This is a genomic window from Cerasicoccus sp. TK19100, assembly GCF_027257155.1.
GTDB classification, from domain to species: domain Bacteria; phylum Verrucomicrobiota; class Verrucomicrobiia; order Opitutales; family Cerasicoccaceae; genus Cerasicoccus; species Cerasicoccus fimbriatus.
Window position 1 is genome coordinate 115053 of the sequence record NZ_JAPWDU010000003.1, and the last position, 18566, is coordinate 133618.

The window sequence follows — 18566 nt, forward strand, 5'->3', positions numbered from 1 at the left end:
ATCTGCCATAGGGTAAGGAAAGCCATCACAAAAATCACCACACTTATAATGAGAAACTTACTTACCACTTCGTCACTCGCACTCATCACCGCCCTGGGCTTGGCGACCGCACCGCTCTCCGCCGCCCCGGAGATGAACCATGCCCACGACCACGGGCATGCGCCTCAAGCCGTAACGCCCATCACTAAGGCAATCGCCGTGATGACCCCCACCAAGGGCAACACCGCCAGCGGCGTCGTCACCTTCGAGAAGCAAAAGGACGGCGTGAAAGTCTCCGGTAAAATCAGCGGTCTCACCCCCGGTGAGCACGGCTTCCACGTCCACCAATATGGCGACATTGACTCCGACGACGGCACCGCCACCGGTGGCCACTACAACCCGTTGGACACCGAGCACGGCGGCCCGGAAATGCCGATGCACCACGTAGGCGACATGGGCAACATTACCGCCGATGAAAACGGCGTGGCAGAATTCAGCTTTGTCATGCCCAAGATGAAGCTCAACGGCCCGACTTCGATCATTGGCCGCGGCCTGATTGTCCACGGCGGCAAAGACGACCTGACCTCCCAGCCCTCCGGTGCCGCTGGCCCCCGCGTCGGCCAAGGCGTCATTGGCGTGGCCAAGGACTAAGCGTCCCAAGATTCCTTTTCAGCAAACTGCGGCCGGGCCTGTGCTCGCCGCAGTTTTTTTGTGAATTGAGGTAGCGGGGATTCTGGTAGCGCGCGAACGTCCTGACGAGACCTCCATCCAAATTTGCGCATTCCGCCAATGGCCAACTACGGATTGGGCAATTGCGCTTCGAAGTCTCTGAGTTTTTTGAGCAAGGAAGCCTCTTGTATTTCGGCATTCTCTGCTAGCTGCACCAAGTCTTCACCTATCTCTACAATCTCCAGACGAAGGCCTCCCTCGGGACTCCAGGTTTTTCCATAAATGAAGCCCATCGCCCAAACCCACACCGAAAATTCATAATTACAACCATCGCTCCCCACAAGGACCTGACGCGGATAGCGTGTTTGTTGGACCATCCGCCCCCAGGAACGTTGAATAGCAACTGCGAGCTCGAAGCTGATCTCGCGATCCACCCGAATAACTTCCAGTGATTCGAGCTCACCCGGGTCGTCATTGCGAGGCATAGCACTCCAAATACTTTTGTTAGCTCTCGTCAGTGTTAAGTGATACAGGCGATCCTTATCCTTAACGAACCGATGATCCTTTCCAATGTCAGCAGGGGCAACCGCTGCATCCACCGAGACACTATACTCAGCCTGAAAGGATGGCTTCACTAGAAATCGCCCGTATTTTCCCTCTGTGACAACGAGCATGTCTCGAACCAGTTGGTCATATTGGGAAGCCGGATACCTCAACGGCGTCAGGTGGTCCGGAAATTCGCCCATCTGGCACCGGTAGAACTCCTGCGCTTGGGCATCTAGTGACAGCATTACCAATAGGAATAAGACATATTTCATGATTAAGATTCACATCCCGCATATTCAACTTCAACAATATTTGCATAAATCCAACTCCTGCGCGACAGCCTGTCTATCCCACCAATGAGCTAATCGAATAAAGACAGTTGCTACCTTCCCCACTCCACCGTAGCGGCTCGCTTGTAAGCGTCGCCCTACCTTTTGCCGCTCTAAAGCACCTGCCATTTGCCCAATGGGTAAATCTACCGGTCCACACTTCGGCAAGCTCAGCATACAGTGGGACGCTGGTTTGAGAGTTGACCTAGCGCGTGTGGGGTTCTTAGTTGGCGGGCTCAAATAAAATACCATTCTTACGACAAACCATGTCTGCACCCACGATTATCTATACCAAGACCGATGAGGCGCCCGCGCTGGCGACTTACTCGTTCCTGCCCATTATCGAAGCTTACGCGAAGCCCGCTGGCGTCAATTTTGAGACGCGCGACATCTCGCTGGCTGGCCGAATTTTGGCCCTGTTCCCGGAGTTCCTGACCGAAGAACAACGCATCGGCGACCACCTTGCCGAACTGGGTGAGCTAACCCTCAAGCCCGAGGCCAACATCATCAAGCTGCCGAACATTTCCGCTTCCGTGCCGCAGCTCAACGCTGCCATCAAGGAGCTGCAGGCAAAGGGCTACAAGCTGCCTGACTACCCGGCCAACCCCGCCACCGCCGAAGAAGAAGACATCAAGGCGCGCTATGATAAGGTAAAGGGCTCCGCCGTGAACCCCGTCTTGCGTGAGGGTAACTCCGACCGCCGCGCCCCGAAGGCCGTGAAGGACTACGCCAAGAAGCACCCGCACTCCATGGGTGAGTGGTCCAGCGAGTCCAAGACCCGCGTCGCCACCATGGGCCAAGACGACTTTTTCTCCAACGAAAAGTCCGTCACCCTGCCCGCCGCAACCGTGGCCAAGATTGTTTTTGAAGCTGCCGACGGCTCCACGGAAGTCCTCAAGGACGGCCTGAAGCTCGAAGCCGGTGAGATCCTCGACGGCACCAAGATGAGCGTCGCCGCGCTGGAAAAATTCCTGGCCGAGCAAATCGCCGCCGCCAAGGCCGAGGGCGTGCTCTTCTCCCTCCACATGAAGGCGACGATGATGAAGGTTTCCGACCCGATCATCTTCGGCCACTGCGTGAAGGTATTCTTCAAGGAACTCCTGACCAAGCACGCCGATACTTTTGCCGAGCTGGGCGTGAATTTAAACAACGGCTTCGGCGACCTCGTGGCCAAGATCGACTCCCTCCCCGCCGACAAAAAGGCCGAGATCGAAGCCGACATCCAGGCAGCCTACGCCGCTGGCCCCGAGCTGGCGATGGTCAACTCCCACAAGGGCATCACCGGCCTGCACGTGCCGAGTGACGTCATTATCGACGCCTCCATGCCCGCGATGATCCGCGTAGGCGGCAAGATGTGGGACAAGAATGACTCCACCCAGGACACCCTGGCCGTCATTCCAGACAGCTCCTACGCCGGTGTTTACCAGGCCACGATCGACTTCTGCAAGAAGAACGGCGCACTCGACCCAGCCACCATGGGCTCCGTGCCTAACGTGGGCCTCATGGCCAAGAAGGCCGAGGAATACGGCTCGCACGACAAGACCTTTGAAATGTCAGCCGCGGGCAAGGTGAAGGTGATCGACGCCGACGGTGCCGTCCTCCTTGAGCACGACGTGGAAGCGGGCGACATCTGGCGCGCCTGTCAAACCAAGGACGCTCCGATCCGCGACTGGGTAAAGCTGGCCGTTAACCGCGCCCGCGCCACGGGCGACCCCGCCGTTTTCTGGCTCGACGAGACCCGCGCCCACGACGCCAACCTGATCAAGAAGGTCAACGAATACCTGAAGGATCACGACACGGCCGGCCTAGAAATTAAGATCATGGCTCCGGCCGACGCCTGCCAGTTCAGTCTGGAGCGCATCGTCGAGGGCAAGGACACGATCTCCGTCACTGGTAACGTGCTCCGCGACTACCTGACCGACCTTTTCCCGATCCTCGAAGTCGGCACCTCGGCCAAGATGCTCTCCATCGTTCCGCTGATGAACGGCGGCGGCCTCTTTGAAACCGGTGCCGGCGGCTCGGCCCCGAAGCACGTCCAGCAGTTTGTCGCCGAGAACTACCTGCGTTGGGATTCCCTGGGTGAGTTCCTCGCCCTGGCCGTCTCCCTTGAGCACCTCGGCGAAACCTTCGACAACGCGCAGGCCAAGGTCCTGGGCAAGGCCCTCGACTCCGCCACCGGCACGTTCCTGGAAAACGACAAGTCCCCGACTCGTCGCCTCGGCGGCATCGACAACCGCGGCTCCCACTTCTACCTCGCCCTCTACTGGGCCCAGGAGCTCGCCGCGCAGGACGACAACGCCGAGATCAAGGCAGTCTTTGGCCCCATCGCCGAAGAGCTGGCCGCCAACGAGCAAAAGATCGTGGACGAGCTGATCGCCGTCCAGGGCAGCCCAGCCGACATCGGCGGCTACTTCCAGCCCTGCGACGAAAAGGCCTCCACCGCCATGCGCCCGAGCGCCACGCTCAACGCCATCCTGGCAAAGATCTAAGCGCGTCACTGAAGTTCATTTAAACAAAAGGCCGTCCCGTTGCGGGGCGGCCTTTTTGTTTGTCGTGCCCCGTGCCATCAGACTAATTGCCTATGGCTTAGTTGTTGGTGTTCGGAACCAAGCTAATCGAAGTAAAAGAACCATCGTAAAACGACGATCGAGACGGGCAAGCAGCGCTGGTCGCCAGGGCGCACTTTAGCGTGGCATTGAATAGGTTTAGGAAATTTGGCGGGCTTTTCATTTGCCTGGATTTCCACGGCGGCGAGATACTGATGGATGCTTGTTATGCCAATCAATCAAATCATCCGCGACCCGAAGTCTCTGGAACTGGCCCAGAAAAACATCGACGCTGGCGACCCCGATACGCTGGCCCAATTGGAAAACCTGCGCGCCGCCGCCGAGGATACGTTGCGCAAGGAGCCGATGACGATCGTCAACAAGGCGCTCACCCCGCCCAGTGGCGACAAGCATGACTACATGAGCGTCGGCCCCTACTGGTGGCCCAACCCCGACACCGCCGACGGCTTCCCCTATGTGGTCCGCGATGGCGAGAAAAACCCCGAGGCCGACCGGACTGATCGCCCGATTATGCGAGACGCGGTCGAGAGTGTAGAAATTCTTTCGACGGCGTGGCTGTTCCTGAAGGAGCCGCGCTATAGCGAACATGCAGGCTTGATCCTGCGCACGTTCTTCCTCGACGCCACCACCCGGATGAACCCCAACCTGAACTTCGGCCAGGCGATTCCGGGCAAATGCGACGGCCGCGACATCGGCATCATCGAAAGCCGCATCTTTGCGCTGTCGCTGGTCGACTCCCTCCTCCTGCTCAAAGGCGCGCCCGGCGTGAACGAAGACGACATCCACGGCATGAAAACGTGGATCGCCGACTTCCTTGACTGGCTGTTGACCAGCCCCAACGGCATCGGCGAATCCAGCAAACGCAACAACCACGGCACCGCTTACGATGTGCAAATCGCCGCGCTCGCGCTTTACGTGGGCGAGGTGGACCTTGCCCGCAAGACGCTCTGTGAAGCCCGCGAACGGCGCATTAAACCGCAGCTAGAACCGGACGGCAGCCAACCACACGAGCTGGGCCGCACCCGCGCCCTCAGCTACTCGACCATGAATTTGCGCCTCTACTGCGCCCTGGCCCAAATGGGGGACAAGCAAGGCATCGACCTTTGGAACTACCGCGATGAAGAAGGCCGCAACATACGGGCAGCGTTCGACTTCCTGATCCCATTTTGGCTTCAGCAAAAAGAGCTGCCGTATGCGCAGATAACTCCCTTTGACTACACACATGCCGAACGCCTCCTGCGCATGGCGGCCGGCGCTTACGCCGCCACCGAATATGAGGCGGCGGCGGAGCAGGTAAACCGGTTTACCGATTACCAAAACCCGGGTGAGCCGGAGCCCAGCTGGCCCCTGCTGCTGCACCCGCGGCGGTATCGTTAGCTTTCGCTTTCGGCGACCAGCGTTTCGTGGGCGACTTCGCGCAACGAGGCGGCTTGGGCTTCGCTGAGTGATTTCGGCTTGTAGGTGACGCTGTTGGCGTCGTGCCCGGTAAAGAATTCAAACCAAACCAGTGCGCCGAGGTATTCGCCAGCGGTGTTGGCGTGGAAGCCGTCGCTGCCGATGTACCATTCGCCGTCCTTCTTCTTCTTCCAGGAGTAATCACTGTTGAGGCTCTTAGGGCTGTTGGGCAGGTTGTCTTTGTCCTCCGGGTAAGTCAGGCTGTGGTTCTTCGGGTCAAAGCCGTCGGGCTGCAGATTCCACATTTCGGTGGCGCGGGCATTCTGAAAGCTGGTGCCCACCGGGATGATGCGCAGGCCATACTCGGCACCGATCTTGGCGTAGTTGGCGTGGAGCTTGGTATACATTTCGTCGGGATCGAGCTTCCAGTCCTTGGCGCGGTAGCTGTTGACGCTGTGCGACCAGGTTTCGTGGATGACGATCTCTGCCTCCGGGCGATACTTGCGCACGTAGTCGATGAGTTCCTTGGCGTAGGGGTAGAAAGTTTCTTCCTTGTAGCTCTTGGTGCTGACCTGCTGGATCGTGATGTAGTCCCACTCTTCGGCGAGGAGGATTTCCTTGAGCGAGGCACCGCTTTTAACTTTCTTGGAATTGAGCTGGTAGTCGTATTTCTTGCCCTTCTCGGGGTCAGCTTCGTGCTCCTTGGCGAGGTTAACATGCTTATCCAGCGGGCAACCACCGATACCGGCCACGGCAACATCGGCATCGACGCCGGGCGTGCTCTCGCAGATGTCGTCCAGGTACTTGACGGCGTTAAACGTGAAGCTGTTGCCAATGCCGAGGATCTTAACCTTCTCGGTGTCGGCTGAAAGCCCCGTGGCAAACAGCAATACAAATGTGAGGATTTTAACGAGGGTAATCGCTTTCATAACGAGCAAGTTTGCCAGCGATCAGCAGGCAAAGGCAAGTTTTGGCTGAGGTGAATCTGTATAGTTAAAAACCAAGCTTGCACGCTCGATAAGGTTTGGTGTTGCTAGAAGATCACTATGCCGACCTATGCCGAGACCCAGGAGTATCTCTTTTCACTGCGCAATCGCGGGGCAAAGCTGGGCGTGGAGCGCATGGAGCGCTTTAACTACGCGCTGGGTCGGCCAGACAAGCATTACCCGATCATCCACGTAGCCGGCACCAATGGCAAAGGCTCCGTGTGCGCCATGCTGGAGGCGATGTATCGCCGTGCGGGCTACAAAACGGGGCTCTTCACCTCGCCGCACCTCGTCCGCCTGGGCGAGCGCGTGCAGGTAAACCGCCAGCCGCTGACCGACGCACAAATCGTCCACTACACGGAAAAACTCCGCGCCACCGCCGAGCGCCTGGCCGAGTTTGACCCCGAGGCGCACCCGACGTTCTTCGAGTTCATGACGGCCATGGCATTCCTGCATTTTGCTGAAGAAAAAGTAGACGTCGTAATCCTCGAAACCGGCCTGGGCGGACGCCTGGACTCGACCAATGTCATCATCCCGCGCGTGAGCGTGATCACCTCGGTCAGCTTCGACCACATGGACCAGTTGGGCGACACGCTTACGAAAATCGCCGGGGAAAAGGCGGGCATTCTCAAACCCAATGGCAACCTCGTCCTCGGTCGCCTACCCGAAGAGGCCGAAGTGGAAATCCGCCGCAAGGCCGACTCCCTCCGCTGCGGCGTGACGACCGTCACCGATGTGTTCGAGGACGATATCGAGCGCTACCCGGAGACCAATCTCGTCGGCGAGCACCAACGGATCAATGCCGCCGTTGCCCTGCTGGCCATGTGCCACGCCGGGCAAGACCTGGCCGTCAGTGATGAGGTCGCCCGCGCTGCCCTAATGGACGTTGACTGGGCTGGCCGCTGGCAAAAGATCACCCTGCGCGACGGCCGCACACTCATCCTCGACGCCACCCACAACCCGGAAGGCTGCGAGGCGCTGGACAAAAATTTGGCCCGCCTGATCGACGAAACCGGCCGCAAGCCGGTCATCATCTGTGGCACATTGGGCGAGGCCCGTGCCCGCGCACTGATGGCCGTCGTCACCCAACGCGCGAAAGACATCTGGCTCGTCCAGCCCGATCAGCCCCGCGCATGCACCCAAAGCGAGCTCCGCGCACTGGCGGTGGGTAAGTTCACCGGCGGTCTCGAGGACGCCAGCGTCTCCGCGCTTTTCCCCGAACCCGGTGTCTGCCGCGCCGGCAACGAGGGCGATGTCATCGTCGCCACGGGTTCGATCTACCTCCTCGGCGAAATTCTCACCCGCCTGGAGGAACAAACCAGCGAAGCGGGCTTACAGGATAAGCTCTGAGCAACGTGCCGTTGCATCCATAGATTTTTGCTAAGCAAAAATAGCCGTGAGGCAATTTTCGGAGCTATGTTTTACCTCGACCCCATCGCACGTTCGTCACTTTAATTAGCACCGTGAAACACACATGGCTCATTTGGTTCCTCTTGCCCCTCCTGCTGGGCGGGCAATCGCGCACGCATATTGGCGCGCCAATTGAGAACTTCCGCCTGCCTTCGTTTGGCGAGGACGGTAACCGCATTTGGGACCTGCGTGGCGACAAGGGCCTGTATCTCGAAAACGGGGAGATCGAAGTCGAGCGTATGATCCTGCGCACTTTCTCCCCCGGCAACCCCAAGGACGCCGACCTGACCATTGAAAGCCCCAAGGCGCGCATTTATCCGGAAGAAAACCGTGCCGCCGGTCCGGGCTATCTTTTCCTGGAGGCCAGTGACGGCAGCTTCGCCATCGTCGGGCGCAACTGGCAGTGGTTCAACGATGAGCAGAAAATCGTGATTGGCGAAGAAGCCCGTGTAACCTTTAAACAAGCCATTGGAAGCATTTTGGAATGAAGCACTTTATTCAAACCCTGGCCCTGCTGGCGCTCCTTGCCACCCAAGCCTTCGGACAACAGGCCACCACCGAGCTCCCCGCTCAAAACACCGTCATCACCAGTGACAATCTGGAGCTGGTCGGCGGCGATAGCGAGAACCGCTTTTTCTTCACCGGCAACGTGAAGATCACCGGCACCAACATGCTCGCCACGTGTGACGAGATGGAAGTCATCGCCGCGCGCTCCGGTTCCACGGAGAAGACGGTGGGCGAAATGGGCGCAATCGAATCCATCATCATGATGGGCAATGTCGTCATCGAGCAGTCCGGGCGCAAAGCTACCGGCGGCCGGGCCGAAATCCTGCCCAACGACGACAAGGTGATCCTTTCCGAAGGCCCGCGCGTGGAAGACAGCCGCGGCGTCGTCAGCGGCTGGAAAATGATTCTCCACAAGGGCGAGCGCAAGGTGGAGGTCTTATCCGACCCGAATGCCACCGGCGAAAGCGGCCGCACCCGCGTGCAATTGCCCGGCTTTAAGGACCTCGGCTACGACGACCCGGAAACCAGTTTCCGCAACCCCGGGAGCAACAGCCAGTAATGGACACCGTCGAAACCACGCCGGAAGTCGCCACCGAAGCGCAAACCATGATCCACAGCAAGGGCTTGGTGAAGGTTTACGGGAAGCGCGAGGTTGTTTCCGGCGTCGATCTAAACGTCAACTCCGGCGAGGTAGTCGGCCTGCTCGGGCCCAACGGCGCGGGTAAGACCACCACGTTTTACATGATCGTCGGCCTCGTCCCTGCCACACGCGGGCAGGTCTTTCTGGACGATCAAGACATCACCAAGCTGCCCATGTATCGCCGCGCGCGGCTGGGCTTGGGCTACCTGCCGCAGGAGGCCAGCGTCTTCCGCAAGCTTTCGGTGTATGACAACATTTTGGCCATCGTCCAGACGCTGAAAGTGCCCCGCAAGGAGCGCCACGACTACGTGATGGCTCACCTGGAGGAGCTCGGTCTCGATCACCTGGCCAAGCAAAAGGCCTACACCCTTAGCGGCGGCGAGCGTCGCCGGTTGGAGATAACCCGCGCCATGGTTTCGCGCCCGCGCTTCATGCTGCTCGACGAGCCCTTTAGCGGCGTCGACCCCAAGAGCGTTGACGAGGTGCAGGACATCATCCTGGGCCTGAAGAGCAAAAACATCGGCATCCTCATCACCGACCACAACGTCCGCGAAACCCTAAAGATCGTCGACCGTGCCTACCTCATCCACCAGGGCAAGGTTCTCTCCGAGGGCACCAGCGACTTCCTCGTCAACGACGAGAAAAGCCGCGAATACTACCTGGGCCGCGGGTTTACGCTGTAGTGCGTTAATATCCCGATGTATACATCGAGCGGCGCCGGTAGGTCCTTAATCCATCCGGCGAAGGCGCCGGGTAGTAGTAGTGTTGCCCATTGGCTATTCGCTGGTAGTGGTCCGGGGGCAATATTTCCAACTCAATCAACTTTTCGATGCCTTGCTTAAGCTTTTGCTCAGCCGCATCTTTATCCCCACGCTCATCGAGTATCTTGCTCCATCTTATATTGTAGTAGGCACCCCGCTTTTCGTCAGCCTGCGAGATGGCGGTTTCCATGGCTCGGTCTGATTCACCATAGCGTTGCATGGCATTGAGAATGCGCGCCTCGAAGTAATAATCGTAGTACTGGAAATTTTCCGGTGCTATTTGCTGAACGGTAGCTAGGGCCTCCGGATATTGCTCCAGATCATAGTATTGGCCAGCGAGGTTACGGCGAATGATGTCCGGCCCAGGGTTCCAAAAATCAAGCAGCACCTTATACTGCTCCACCGAAGCCTTTTTGTATTTTGCCTCTTTGCCATCGGACGCCACCGTGGCAAAGGTCCACACGACAAAAGGCTGGCTAGGATACTGTTTCGCCAATGCATAGAACTGCTCGAAGTCGGTATCGAAATCAGTGTTATTCATCATACGCACCGCGTACAGTGAGGAGCGCCCTTCAAGTGTATTTGGCAATGCTTTGCCAATAGTCAAGTAGAGCTTCTCGGCCTTCTCTTCCTTGCCATAAGCATTGTAGACCGTGGCCCGCAGGAAGATGGACCGGTAGTCAAAGTCGGTCAATTCTCCCTCCTCATGATCCTTGCTAAACTGGTTTAGCCAGCGGTTTACCGATTTTAGGTCGTTCGACTGAATCGAAGACTCAAACCAAATATTATCATTCAGGTATCCCGGCGGTTCTTCGATCGGCTTGATCCCGCCCATCGGCTCCGCTTGGGGAATCGATGGCGAGTCGTCACAACCCCACATTAAACAAACCAGGAATATTAGGCTACATCTGATAATCACAAGGTTAGGAATCTACGACGCATGAAATCATGTCCAGAGATAATCTCGTTTTCTGCTAAAACTTAATAATCAGCGAGACTTCAATGACAACGTAGCGCATGGCTGACCTAACTTGGTTAGTTTTTTCTCCTTAACCATGCGGCCTAGCGGGCGACCTTCAGGATTTAGCCAACGCAGGTATTGCCAGCCTTGGACGAATGCGTCTAATCTTTTTGAAACCTGCCCGGGAAAGGCAGGTCTTTTAATCCACGCAAACCACGATGCCCCGCGCCGAAACCAAAGCCAACGAGACCATCTCCGTGAAGGACTTTTATCAGTCCTACCAGGCAGAGCTTGGGCTGGAGCTGGTTACCGGTCAGTCGGGGCTGGCGAAGGTCATCCGCGACACCAGTATCAACCGCCCGGCGCTGGCGCTGGTCGGCTATTTCCGCTACTTTGCCAACAAGCGCATCCAGCTCTTTGGTGCGGGGGAAATGGCCTTTCTGCGGGATATGCCGGCGGAAAAACAGATCTCTGTGCTGCGCGATATCTTTGCCAAGCACGTGCCCTGCGTGATCATCAGCCGGAACCTCGCCCCCACCAAGCCCCTGCGCGACGAAGCCGAGGCCCACGGCGTGCCCCTGCTCCGCACCCCGCTTTCGACCAAGGAATTTCTCACCCAGGCGACCATTCTACTGGAGTCCCGCTTCGCGCCGACCACCACCTGCCACGGCACCCTGCTCGACGTGAAGGGCATCGGCGTGATTATACGCGGCCGCAGCGGTGTGGGCAAAAGCGAGTGCGCGCTGGCCCTCATTGAGCGCGGGCACAGCCTCGTCGCGGACGACCTCGTCTATGCGCGCCTGGAGTCGGAAAACGAAGTCATCGGCAGCGCCGCCGAGCTTGGCCGGGGTTACATGGAGTGCCGTGGCCTGGGCATCATCAACGTGGCCGACATGTTTGGCATCCGCTCCGTGCGGATGGATAAGCGCATCGACCTGGTGATCACTTTTGAAGAATGGCGCCCCGGAATGCCTGAAGAACGCACCGGTCTAGAGAGGAATTATTACGAGATTCTCGGTGCCAAAATTCCCCATATCGAGATCCCCGTTAAGCCCGGCCGCGATATGGCCCGCCTCACCGAAGCCGCAGCCATGGTCCAAGCGCTTCGCAACATGGGGCACGACTCTGCACAAGAGTTTAATGATCAACTCATTGCGCACATGGAGAACATGGGCGGCACCAGCGCTGGAACCCCAAAGTAGCCCACCATGCACGACATGAACCAACTTTTCCGCCAATTCGTAACAGAAAAACACACAGACAATGTGTTACATTTTTGTGGGGATTACGTCAGAAAATAAAGTTGAACCAACACCGGGTATAAATGCTGCTTCTGAAACACATCTGTAACTTGTTCACTTTGCGTCAGTTCGAAAGACTTTCGCAATCGGGCGAATTGCAACTACAGGGTGACAAACAATACACTTTCCCGATGTGGATAAGATGCGAACAACTTCAACTCGACAATTCACAGCCCGCCAAATTTACTCATTCCCTTCTGTTCTACTGAAGTTGCGGCAATCCCGACCCGACCTAATGCGCACGGCATTGCCTACCCACCATCCAAACAAGCTCTAATTTTATAAATTCATAACAAACAACAACTTAACATCTTGAAGACCTAATTATCATTTCCCGGCAAACCTCTCGGCACCTAGGTTGGCTATACACCCGCCATCTCCAACCCGCCGAAACCCCAGGTTCGCCTTTCCGAATTTTTAGTAACTGTGAATAAACCTGCGAATTTTTGTGACAGGAATGCTTAACGAAACTGTAAATTTCCAACTCTGGGACACCGTAAAAAGCGACTTTTCCGGCCTTTTCCCCAGCGATGTGTTTCGAACCTGGTTCGAACCACTGCGTTGCGTCAGTGAATCTGACGATTGCGTCACGCTGGGCGCGCCCAATGACTTTGCCGTCATTTGGATTCAGGACAATTATATGGACCTGATTACACGTCGCCTTCAGGAAGCCGCCGGACGCACGATCAAGCTAAACGTCGTCGTGGACGACGAAGCTGCCGCCAAGGCCGAGAGCCTCGAGCGCGCCAAAGTGGAAACCGCCTCCAGCATGCGTCCGGGCGTGGAAGCCGCCGCACCGGTCAACCGCGTCAGCGTGTCCGATGCCAACCGTCCCAGCCTGATCCTCAACCCGAAGAACAACTTCGAGAACTTCGTCATTGGGCCCGGCAACCAAATGGCACAAGCCGCGAGCTTCGCGGTGGCCAATACCCCGGGCAAGGCCTACAACCCGCTGTTCCTCTTTGGCGACACCGGTCTGGGCAAAACCCACCTGATGCACTCCATTGCGCACCATATCCTGACCACCCGTCCGGATACCCGCATTGCCTACGTTTCGACGGAGAAGTTTACCAACGAGTACATCGAGGCCATCCAGCACAACAACGTGACCCGTTTCCGCCAGCGCTACCGCCAGGTGGACGTGCTGCTGATCGACGATATTCACTTCCTCTCCGGCAAGGAACGCATCCAGGAGGAGTTCTTCCACACCTTCAACGAACTCTTCGAGCGCCAGAAACAAATCGTGCTTTCCAGCGACCGTCCCGCCAGCGAGATTGCCCGCCTGGAGGCGCGCCTCGTATCCCGCTTCCAGTGGGGCTTCATGGCCGACATCCAGCCGCCGGACTACGAAACGCGCATGGCGATCATCCGCAAGAAGGCGCACAACATGAATCTGGACCTGCCGGACAACATCCTCGACTTCCTGGCCGAGCGCGTGTCCCGCAACGTCCGCCGCATGGAAGGTGCCCTCACCCGCGTGGCTGGCTACGCCGCTCTCATGAAGGGCACGCTCGATATCGACACCGTTGAAACCCTCCTCAAGGACATCCTCCACGAGGAAGCGCAGACACAGGTAACGATCGAGAAGATTCAGCAAAAGGTGGCCGACTACCACAAGCTCCGCCTCGGAGATATGGTCAGCAAGCGCCGCCCGGCCAACATCGCCTTCCCGCGCCAGATCGCCATGTATCTCAGCCGCGTGCTCACCAGCCACTCGCTGCAGGAAATTGGCGACGCCTTCGGTGGTCGCGACCACGGCACCGTGATCCACGCCTGCAAGACTGTGGAAAACATCATGGACCAGGACGACTCCGTCACCCGCACCGTCGACTACCTGAAAAAGCAACTCACCTCCGGCCGCTCCTAAAGCAGCGTGCCGGCCCGGGCTGAGCCTGTCGAAGCCCTGCACCCAGAGTTTTACGCCTTGCGCAAATGCGGCGGGGCAAAGAGCTACGAGAATAAATTTAGCCCGACCGTCCAGTAAATGGCGGTCGGGTTTTTCTTGGAATGCCACCTTCTCCGGCACCGTTGCCTTGCCCGCTGGAATGGTTATGGAGTGCGCCAGCCCTCTGGCGCTTTAGCATTTTGGACGACGCGCAACCCTCCGCCGCGAGCGAATCCTGCCTGCGTTTCATCCACCTTGGCATGCGCAGAAAATCCTATGCGGCAGAGGCCTGCCGCACGCCAAAGCCTGCTAAACGCATCGCTCGAATGACCGCTCCCTGTAGCAAACTTGGAACCGTTTTCCAGTTGAAAACCAGTGCGATAGAGTTAAATTTCCAACTTGTTCCCATACCACTACGCTAACCATGCCTGAATTCACCATGTCTGAGAAAATCTACCGCGAAGAAGTGCACTTCACTGGTCGCGTGCAGGGCGTCGGTTTTCGCTACGCCACGCTCCAGGTCGCCAAGGAATTCGAAGTCACTGGCGAGGTGAAAAACCTGCCCGACGGCCGCGTTTACCTTTGCGCAGAAGGCGCTGAGCGGGAAGTCGTGGCCTTCCGAGAAGAGCTGGAAGACCGCATGAGCCCCTTTATCCGCGAGTCGGAAATAAAATCTGACTTCCGCCCCTCTTCCTACAAGAGCTTCGAGATCACCCGCTAAGGATCGATGTAAGCTCAATCATACGAGAAGAACGAAACTTATGAGCAAAGCCGATTATGTCTCGTATTCAGGATTTGGAAAACGGGAGTATTTTCTGACGGGACAGACCCTGACTATTAAGGGTGAAGTTCCGCAAAAAGGTGATTTCGAAGCATCATTCAATCTGAAAGATACAAGTCCAGAATTTGACCGTTTAAATATCCGTGCAGATCTGCCAGTTGTTTATTTTTTAGTGGTTGGGGTGATTGGCTTTGGGGCATATTTGATGGAAACCAAAGTCTTAAATTTAGACAAATTCGACGTGCTTCCAATCTTGACCATACTTTTCACGTGTTTGTGGATTATGTTCATGGTGGTGAATGCCTTGCAAAAGCATAAAATAGCACGTTTCAAAAATCACAGTGGCACCGTTCTTTTTGACATCATTTCCTCCATAACGAAGGTCGATACCTATGATGAGTTTGTTGCAAAAACCATAGATGTGATAAAAGATACCCAGCAAGCAACCAACTGATGAGACTTCATTAATTGCCCCAAATAGATGAGCGAACCCGCAATCCGCATCAACAACCTCACCAAGGACTTCCGTATCGGCGTCCGCGGCGTCAAGCTGCGCGCCGTCGACGATGTGTCCCTAGAGATTCACGACAACCAGATTTTCGGCCTGCTCGGGCCCAACGGCTGCGGCAAAAGCACGACGATGAAGATCGTCCTCGGCCTCCTGGAGCCAACCCGCGGCGAATGCTCGATCTACGGCGTCAACAGCCACTCGGTGAAGTCGCGCATCAACGTGGGCTTCCTCCCCGAAGCGCCCTATTTTTACAAGTTCCTCTCCGGCCGCGAGCTCGTGCGCTACTACGCGCGCATCTGCGGCGTGGCCAAAGACGAGATCGGCGACCGCACCGAGGAGGTGCTCAAGCTGGTCTCGATGGAAAACGCCGCGCATCGCCGCGTGGGCACCTACTCCAAAGGCATGCTCCAGCGCATCGGCATTGCCCAGGCCCTTGTGCACGATCCCAAACTGATCGTGCTCGATGAGCCCACTGCCGGCGTCGACCCCATCGGCTCGCACGCCATTGCCGAGCTGATCATGGCGCTCAAGGAGCGCGGAAAAACCGTCATGCTTTGCTCCCACCTGCTCGCACAGGTCGAGGGTGTTTGCGACCGCGTGGCCATCATGAGCCGCGGCAAGCTGGTGCTTGAGGGCGGGGTGGACGAGCTTTTGGAAAAAGAAGACCAGCGCAGCCTGATCATTGGCGACTACAACGCCGAGGCGCAAAAGGAGATCGAAGCCGTGCTCGAAAAATACGGCTCCAAGCTGATGAAGGTCGAGGCACCGCGCATCAGCCTGGACCGGCTCTTTTTGCAGCACACCGACGCCGCTGCGATTGGCTCGGGGCAGGATGTTAAAGACAAGGAGGACAAACGATGAACGGCTCATCCGTAGGACGCGTGGGGCTCATCGCCCGCAATACATTCCTGGAGGCCGTCCGCCAGAAATTCTTTAACGTGCTCGTGATCCTCTCCATCGCGATGATCGCCAGTGCGAACTTCTTCCGCCAGTTCGATTTCGGCAGCTCGGAGCTCAAGTTCATTGCCGACTTCGGCATGGGCGCGGTGTTGCTGTTTGGCTCGATCCTGGCCGTGGTGGTGACCGCCCAGCTCTTCTTTAGCGAGATCGAGAACCGCACTGCGCTGACCATGCTCGCCAAGCCGGTTCACCGCTGGGAGTTCATTGCGGGCAAGTTCCTCGGCGTGTTTTGCGTGTTGTTTGCCTTCGTCGGGCTGATGCTGCTCTTGCTGGCGGCCGTGCTCTACTGGCGCGAATCCTCGCTGATGCATCACCATGATCACCAAGACGAGTTCGGCGAGCACCGGCTGGTCAATTACGTGGGCATGTTCCAGTTGGTCTTCTCCGAAGTGCTCAAGTTTGGCATCCTCGCCGCGATCACGCTGTTCATCGCCAGCTTCTCCAATACCAACCTTTACACGGTCATCATCTCGTTCTTCGTGCTGATGATCTGCCAGCTCCAATACATCGCACGCGACAGCTGGACGAACCTCGACAACCCCATCCTGCGCGGGCTGGTCTGGTTCCTCTCCCTGCTCTTCCCGAACCTGCAAATGTTCAACGTCGGCGAGCAGCTAACCTTTCCCACGGCAGACGCCACGCTATCCACCGGCGGCTACCTCGGGCTTCTGGCCTACGGCGCGGTTTACATCACCGCGCTGCTGGCTCTGTCCGCCTATTCCTTCCGCCGCCGCGAGATCTAACCCATGGCAATCGACCGCGAAAGTTGGCTTTACCGCACCGGCCAGCGCCTCCTGGTGACAACAGCGGCGCTCTTTGCGCTGGGCCTCGTCTGCCTGCCCTTGCAAAACCGCGTCTGGGGCGAGGTAAAAACCTTCCAGCCCGAGCTCAACCTGCGCGACGTGGAGTCCGCCCTCGGCCAGGGCATGGTGATCGGCCTACTCGGTGGCTTCCGCACACTACTGGCGGACTTCGTTTACCTGCGGGCCAATTTCTACTGGGAGAAATACGACCGCCCGAACACCGAGGCCCTGCTCGCGTTAACCACCTCCATCGACCCGCGGCCCATGTATTTCTGGCTCAACGGCGCGCGCATCATCAGCTACGACATCCCCGTATGGCGCATCCGCGAAAAAGGCGGTTTCCAGGAAACGCCTCAATTTTACCAGGACGAAATTTTCCGCGAGCAGGTGGAGCGCGCCATCGCCATGCTCGACCGCGCGGAGAAATTTCACCCGGACGACCCGAAGATCCCGCTGGAAAAAGCGCGCATCTATTTCGACAAAGCCAAAAACTACAGCGAGGCCGCCAAGAACTACAAACGCGTCATCGAAATGCCCGGCGCACCTCAATACGCCAACCGTATTTATGCCATTGCCCTGGACAAAGCAGGACGCCCTAAGGAAGCCTATAATTTTCTCAAAAAATACTACCTCGGCCTCGACACGCAGGACCCCCGCACGATGCCAGAGGTCGTCCTGGAGCGCATTCGCGAACTTGAAGACCGGCTCAACATCCCTTACATAGAGCGGCTTCCAGCGCAACCTGGTGAGGTTGGCGACCAGTTTGACCTCGCTCCATTCAGCCAATCGGCATCGGGGTCATCCGACTCTGAAGAGTGAGCAGTAACCACCCGGTTTTCACATTGCAAAGCGCACACCGATCCCCAATATAGCGTCCCATGCCATCCATGCTACAATTGGCGAACGTTCGCGGAGTCATCTTCGACATGGATGGCCTGTTGCTCGATACCGAGCGCCTCTTTAAGAAAGCCTACCAGCGCAGCGCTGCCCGCCATGGCATCGTTCTGGAGGACGAAATTTACGATCAAATGATCGGCCTGCGCTCCGACGCCAGTCAACGCGTGCTGCGCGAACAGCTTGGGCCCACCGCGCCCAGCGCCGCCATTATCGAGGGTGCCCGCCACTACTATTACATGCAGATTGAGGAGGAGGGCATCCCGCTGCGCCCCGGCGTGTTGGAGATGTTTGACTACATCGAGTCCCTTGGGTTTCCCATGGCCGTGGCCACCTCCACCCACCATGAGCTGGCCATGATCAAGCTGCGCTCCGTCAGCTTGCTGGACCGCGTGGTCGGCATCGTCAGCGGTGACCAGGTCGAGCACGGTAAGCCCGAGCCCGATATCTATCTCGCCGCCGCCAAGCTGATCGACATCGAGCCCGAGAACTGCCTGGCCCTCGAAGACTCGCCCCCGGGCGTCATCGCCGCCCGCAAGGCCAACTGCGTGACGATCATGATCCCCGATTTGCAGGCCCCCAACGCCGTCACCCGCTCGATGGCCAACTTCATTTACGAGTCGCTGCATGATGTCGTCCGCGAGCTGAAAAACGCCCGCGCCGCCGAGCTGTCGACCTAAG

The 18566-nt window shown here is 57.6% G+C and carries 18 protein-coding genes; 15 read left to right on the forward strand and 3 right to left on the reverse strand.

The window, feature by feature from the left end:
- Positions 1-48: 48 nt before the first annotated feature.
- Positions 49-630, forward strand: a complete 582-nt coding sequence (locus O3S85_RS07080) for a superoxide dismutase family protein (protein WP_269539178.1) — start codon at positions 49-51, stop codon at positions 628-630.
- Positions 631-776: 146 nt separating this feature from the next.
- Here the strand turns inward: O3S85_RS07080 and O3S85_RS07085 are convergent, their stop codons facing one another.
- Positions 777-1466: a hypothetical protein gene (locus tag O3S85_RS07085; RefSeq protein ID WP_269539180.1), complete on the reverse strand. Its 690-nt coding sequence runs from the start codon at positions 1464-1466 to the stop codon at positions 777-779.
- Between the two features lie 323 nt (positions 1467-1789).
- Here O3S85_RS07085 and O3S85_RS07090 point away from each other — a divergent pair, with 323 nt between their 5' ends.
- Together O3S85_RS07090 and O3S85_RS07095 are read left to right on the forward strand one after the other, a co-directional pair.
- Positions 1790-4012 carry an NADP-dependent isocitrate dehydrogenase gene (locus O3S85_RS07090; RefSeq protein WP_269539181.1) on the forward strand — a complete coding sequence of 741 codons (2223 nt, stop codon included), beginning with the start codon at positions 1790-1792 and terminating at the stop codon, positions 4010-4012.
- A gap of 285 nt (positions 4013-4297) precedes the next feature.
- Complete coding sequence (locus tag O3S85_RS07095) at positions 4298-5467, forward strand: alginate lyase family protein (protein WP_269539183.1); 1170 nt, start codon at positions 4298-4300, stop codon at positions 5465-5467.
- Here O3S85_RS07095 and O3S85_RS07100 read toward each other — a convergent pair.
- Positions 5464-6414 (reverse strand): DUF4886 domain-containing protein, encoded by a 951-nt coding sequence (locus O3S85_RS07100; RefSeq protein ID WP_269539184.1) that lies wholly within the window; start codon positions 6412-6414, stop codon positions 5464-5466. The genes O3S85_RS07095 and O3S85_RS07100 overlap by 4 nt on opposite strands.
- Positions 6415-6531: 117 nt before the next feature.
- Here O3S85_RS07100 and O3S85_RS07105 point away from each other — a divergent pair, with 117 nt between their 5' ends.
- The 4 genes from O3S85_RS07105 to lptB all read left to right on the forward strand — a co-directional run bounded on the left by O3S85_RS07105 (position 6532) and on the right by lptB (position 9711).
- On the forward strand, positions 6532-7821 hold the full coding sequence (locus O3S85_RS07105) for a bifunctional folylpolyglutamate synthase/dihydrofolate synthase (protein ID WP_269539185.1): 1290 nt from the start codon (positions 6532-6534) through the stop codon (positions 7819-7821).
- A 113-nt stretch (positions 7822-7934) separates the two neighbouring features.
- Entirely contained in the window at positions 7935-8369 is a 435-nt protein-coding gene (locus O3S85_RS07110) for an LptA/OstA family protein (protein WP_269539186.1), read from the forward strand.
- Positions 8366-8947 (forward strand): LptA/OstA family protein, encoded by a 582-nt coding sequence (locus O3S85_RS07115; protein WP_269539187.1) that lies wholly within the window; start codon positions 8366-8368, stop codon positions 8945-8947. Before O3S85_RS07110 ends, O3S85_RS07115 begins: the two co-directional genes overlap by 4 nt.
- Entirely contained in the window at positions 8947-9711 is a 765-nt protein-coding gene (gene lptB / locus O3S85_RS07120) for an LPS export ABC transporter ATP-binding protein (RefSeq protein ID WP_332107536.1), read from the forward strand. Before O3S85_RS07115 ends, lptB begins: the two co-directional genes overlap by 1 nt.
- A 4-nt stretch (positions 9712-9715) precedes the next feature.
- Here the strand turns inward: lptB and O3S85_RS07125 are convergent, their stop codons facing one another.
- Positions 9716-10669 carry a tetratricopeptide repeat protein gene (locus O3S85_RS07125; protein ID WP_269539188.1) on the reverse strand — a complete coding sequence of 318 codons (954 nt, stop codon included), beginning with the start codon at positions 10667-10669 and terminating at the stop codon, positions 9716-9718.
- Between the two features lie 299 nt (positions 10670-10968).
- Here O3S85_RS07125 and hprK point away from each other — a divergent pair, with 299 nt between their 5' ends.
- From hprK to O3S85_RS07165, 8 genes are all read left to right on the forward strand, one after another.
- Positions 10969-11952, forward strand: coding sequence for an HPr(Ser) kinase/phosphatase (hprK, locus tag O3S85_RS07130; protein WP_269539190.1), 984 nt, complete (start codon positions 10969-10971; stop codon positions 11950-11952).
- A 556-nt stretch (positions 11953-12508) separates the two neighbouring features.
- On the forward strand, positions 12509-13918 hold the full coding sequence (gene dnaA / locus O3S85_RS07135) for a chromosomal replication initiator protein DnaA (protein ID WP_269539192.1): 1410 nt from the start codon (positions 12509-12511) through the stop codon (positions 13916-13918).
- A 442-nt stretch (positions 13919-14360) separates the two neighbouring features.
- Positions 14361-14657: an acylphosphatase gene (locus tag O3S85_RS07140; protein ID WP_269539193.1), complete on the forward strand. Its 297-nt coding sequence runs from the start codon at positions 14361-14363 to the stop codon at positions 14655-14657.
- A gap of 40 nt (positions 14658-14697) precedes the next feature.
- Complete coding sequence (locus O3S85_RS07145) at positions 14698-15171, forward strand: hypothetical protein (protein WP_269539195.1); 474 nt, start codon at positions 14698-14700, stop codon at positions 15169-15171.
- A 27-nt stretch (positions 15172-15198) separates the two neighbouring features.
- On the forward strand, positions 15199-16089 hold the full coding sequence (locus tag O3S85_RS07150; protein ID WP_269539196.1) for an ABC transporter ATP-binding protein: 891 nt from the start codon (positions 15199-15201) through the stop codon (positions 16087-16089).
- The gene (locus O3S85_RS07155; RefSeq protein ID WP_269539197.1) at positions 16086-16931 is read left to right on the forward strand and encodes an ABC transporter permease; all 846 of its coding nucleotides are present in this window, start codon (positions 16086-16088) and stop codon (positions 16929-16931) included. Before O3S85_RS07150 ends, O3S85_RS07155 begins: the two co-directional genes overlap by 4 nt.
- A 3-nt stretch (positions 16932-16934) precedes the next feature.
- Entirely contained in the window at positions 16935-17810 is an 876-nt protein-coding gene (locus O3S85_RS07160; RefSeq protein WP_269539199.1) for a tetratricopeptide repeat protein, read from the forward strand.
- A 59-nt stretch (positions 17811-17869) separates the two neighbouring features.
- Positions 17870-18565: an HAD family hydrolase gene (locus O3S85_RS07165; protein ID WP_269539200.1), complete on the forward strand. Its 696-nt coding sequence runs from the start codon at positions 17870-17872 to the stop codon at positions 18563-18565.
- The last annotated feature ends 1 nt before the right edge of the window (position 18566 follow it).

Coding starts and splice junctions, on each gene's coding strand:
- O3S85_RS07080 (WP_269539178.1), top strand. CDS start 49: ATGAGAAACTTACTTACCACTTCGTCACTCGCACTCATCACCGCCCTG.
- O3S85_RS07085 (WP_269539180.1), bottom strand. CDS start 1,466: ATGAAATATGTCTTATTCCTATTGGTAATGCTGTCACTAGATGCCCAA.
- O3S85_RS07090 (WP_269539181.1), top strand. CDS start 1,790: ATGTCTGCACCCACGATTATCTATACCAAGACCGATGAGGCGCCCGCG.
- O3S85_RS07095 (WP_269539183.1), top strand. CDS start 4,298: ATGCCAATCAATCAAATCATCCGCGACCCGAAGTCTCTGGAACTGGCC.
- O3S85_RS07100 (WP_269539184.1), bottom strand. CDS start 6,414: ATGAAAGCGATTACCCTCGTTAAAATCCTCACATTTGTATTGCTGTTT.
- O3S85_RS07105 (WP_269539185.1), top strand. CDS start 6,532: ATGCCGACCTATGCCGAGACCCAGGAGTATCTCTTTTCACTGCGCAAT.
- O3S85_RS07115 (WP_269539187.1), top strand. CDS start 8,366: ATGAAGCACTTTATTCAAACCCTGGCCCTGCTGGCGCTCCTTGCCACC.
- lptB (WP_332107536.1), top strand. CDS start 8,947: ATGGACACCGTCGAAACCACGCCGGAAGTCGCCACCGAAGCGCAAACC.
- O3S85_RS07125 (WP_269539188.1), bottom strand. CDS start 10,669: ATGTGGGGTTGTGACGACTCGCCATCGATTCCCCAAGCGGAGCCGATG.
- hprK (WP_269539190.1), top strand. CDS start 10,969: ATGCCCCGCGCCGAAACCAAAGCCAACGAGACCATCTCCGTGAAGGAC.
- dnaA (WP_269539192.1), top strand. CDS start 12,509: ATGCTTAACGAAACTGTAAATTTCCAACTCTGGGACACCGTAAAAAGC.
- O3S85_RS07140 (WP_269539193.1), top strand. CDS start 14,361: ATGCCTGAATTCACCATGTCTGAGAAAATCTACCGCGAAGAAGTGCAC.
- O3S85_RS07145 (WP_269539195.1), top strand. CDS start 14,698: ATGAGCAAAGCCGATTATGTCTCGTATTCAGGATTTGGAAAACGGGAG.
- O3S85_RS07150 (WP_269539196.1), top strand. CDS start 15,199: ATGAGCGAACCCGCAATCCGCATCAACAACCTCACCAAGGACTTCCGT.
- O3S85_RS07155 (WP_269539197.1), top strand. CDS start 16,086: ATGAACGGCTCATCCGTAGGACGCGTGGGGCTCATCGCCCGCAATACA.
- O3S85_RS07160 (WP_269539199.1), top strand. CDS start 16,935: ATGGCAATCGACCGCGAAAGTTGGCTTTACCGCACCGGCCAGCGCCTC.
- O3S85_RS07165 (WP_269539200.1), top strand. CDS start 17,870: ATGCCATCCATGCTACAATTGGCGAACGTTCGCGGAGTCATCTTCGAC.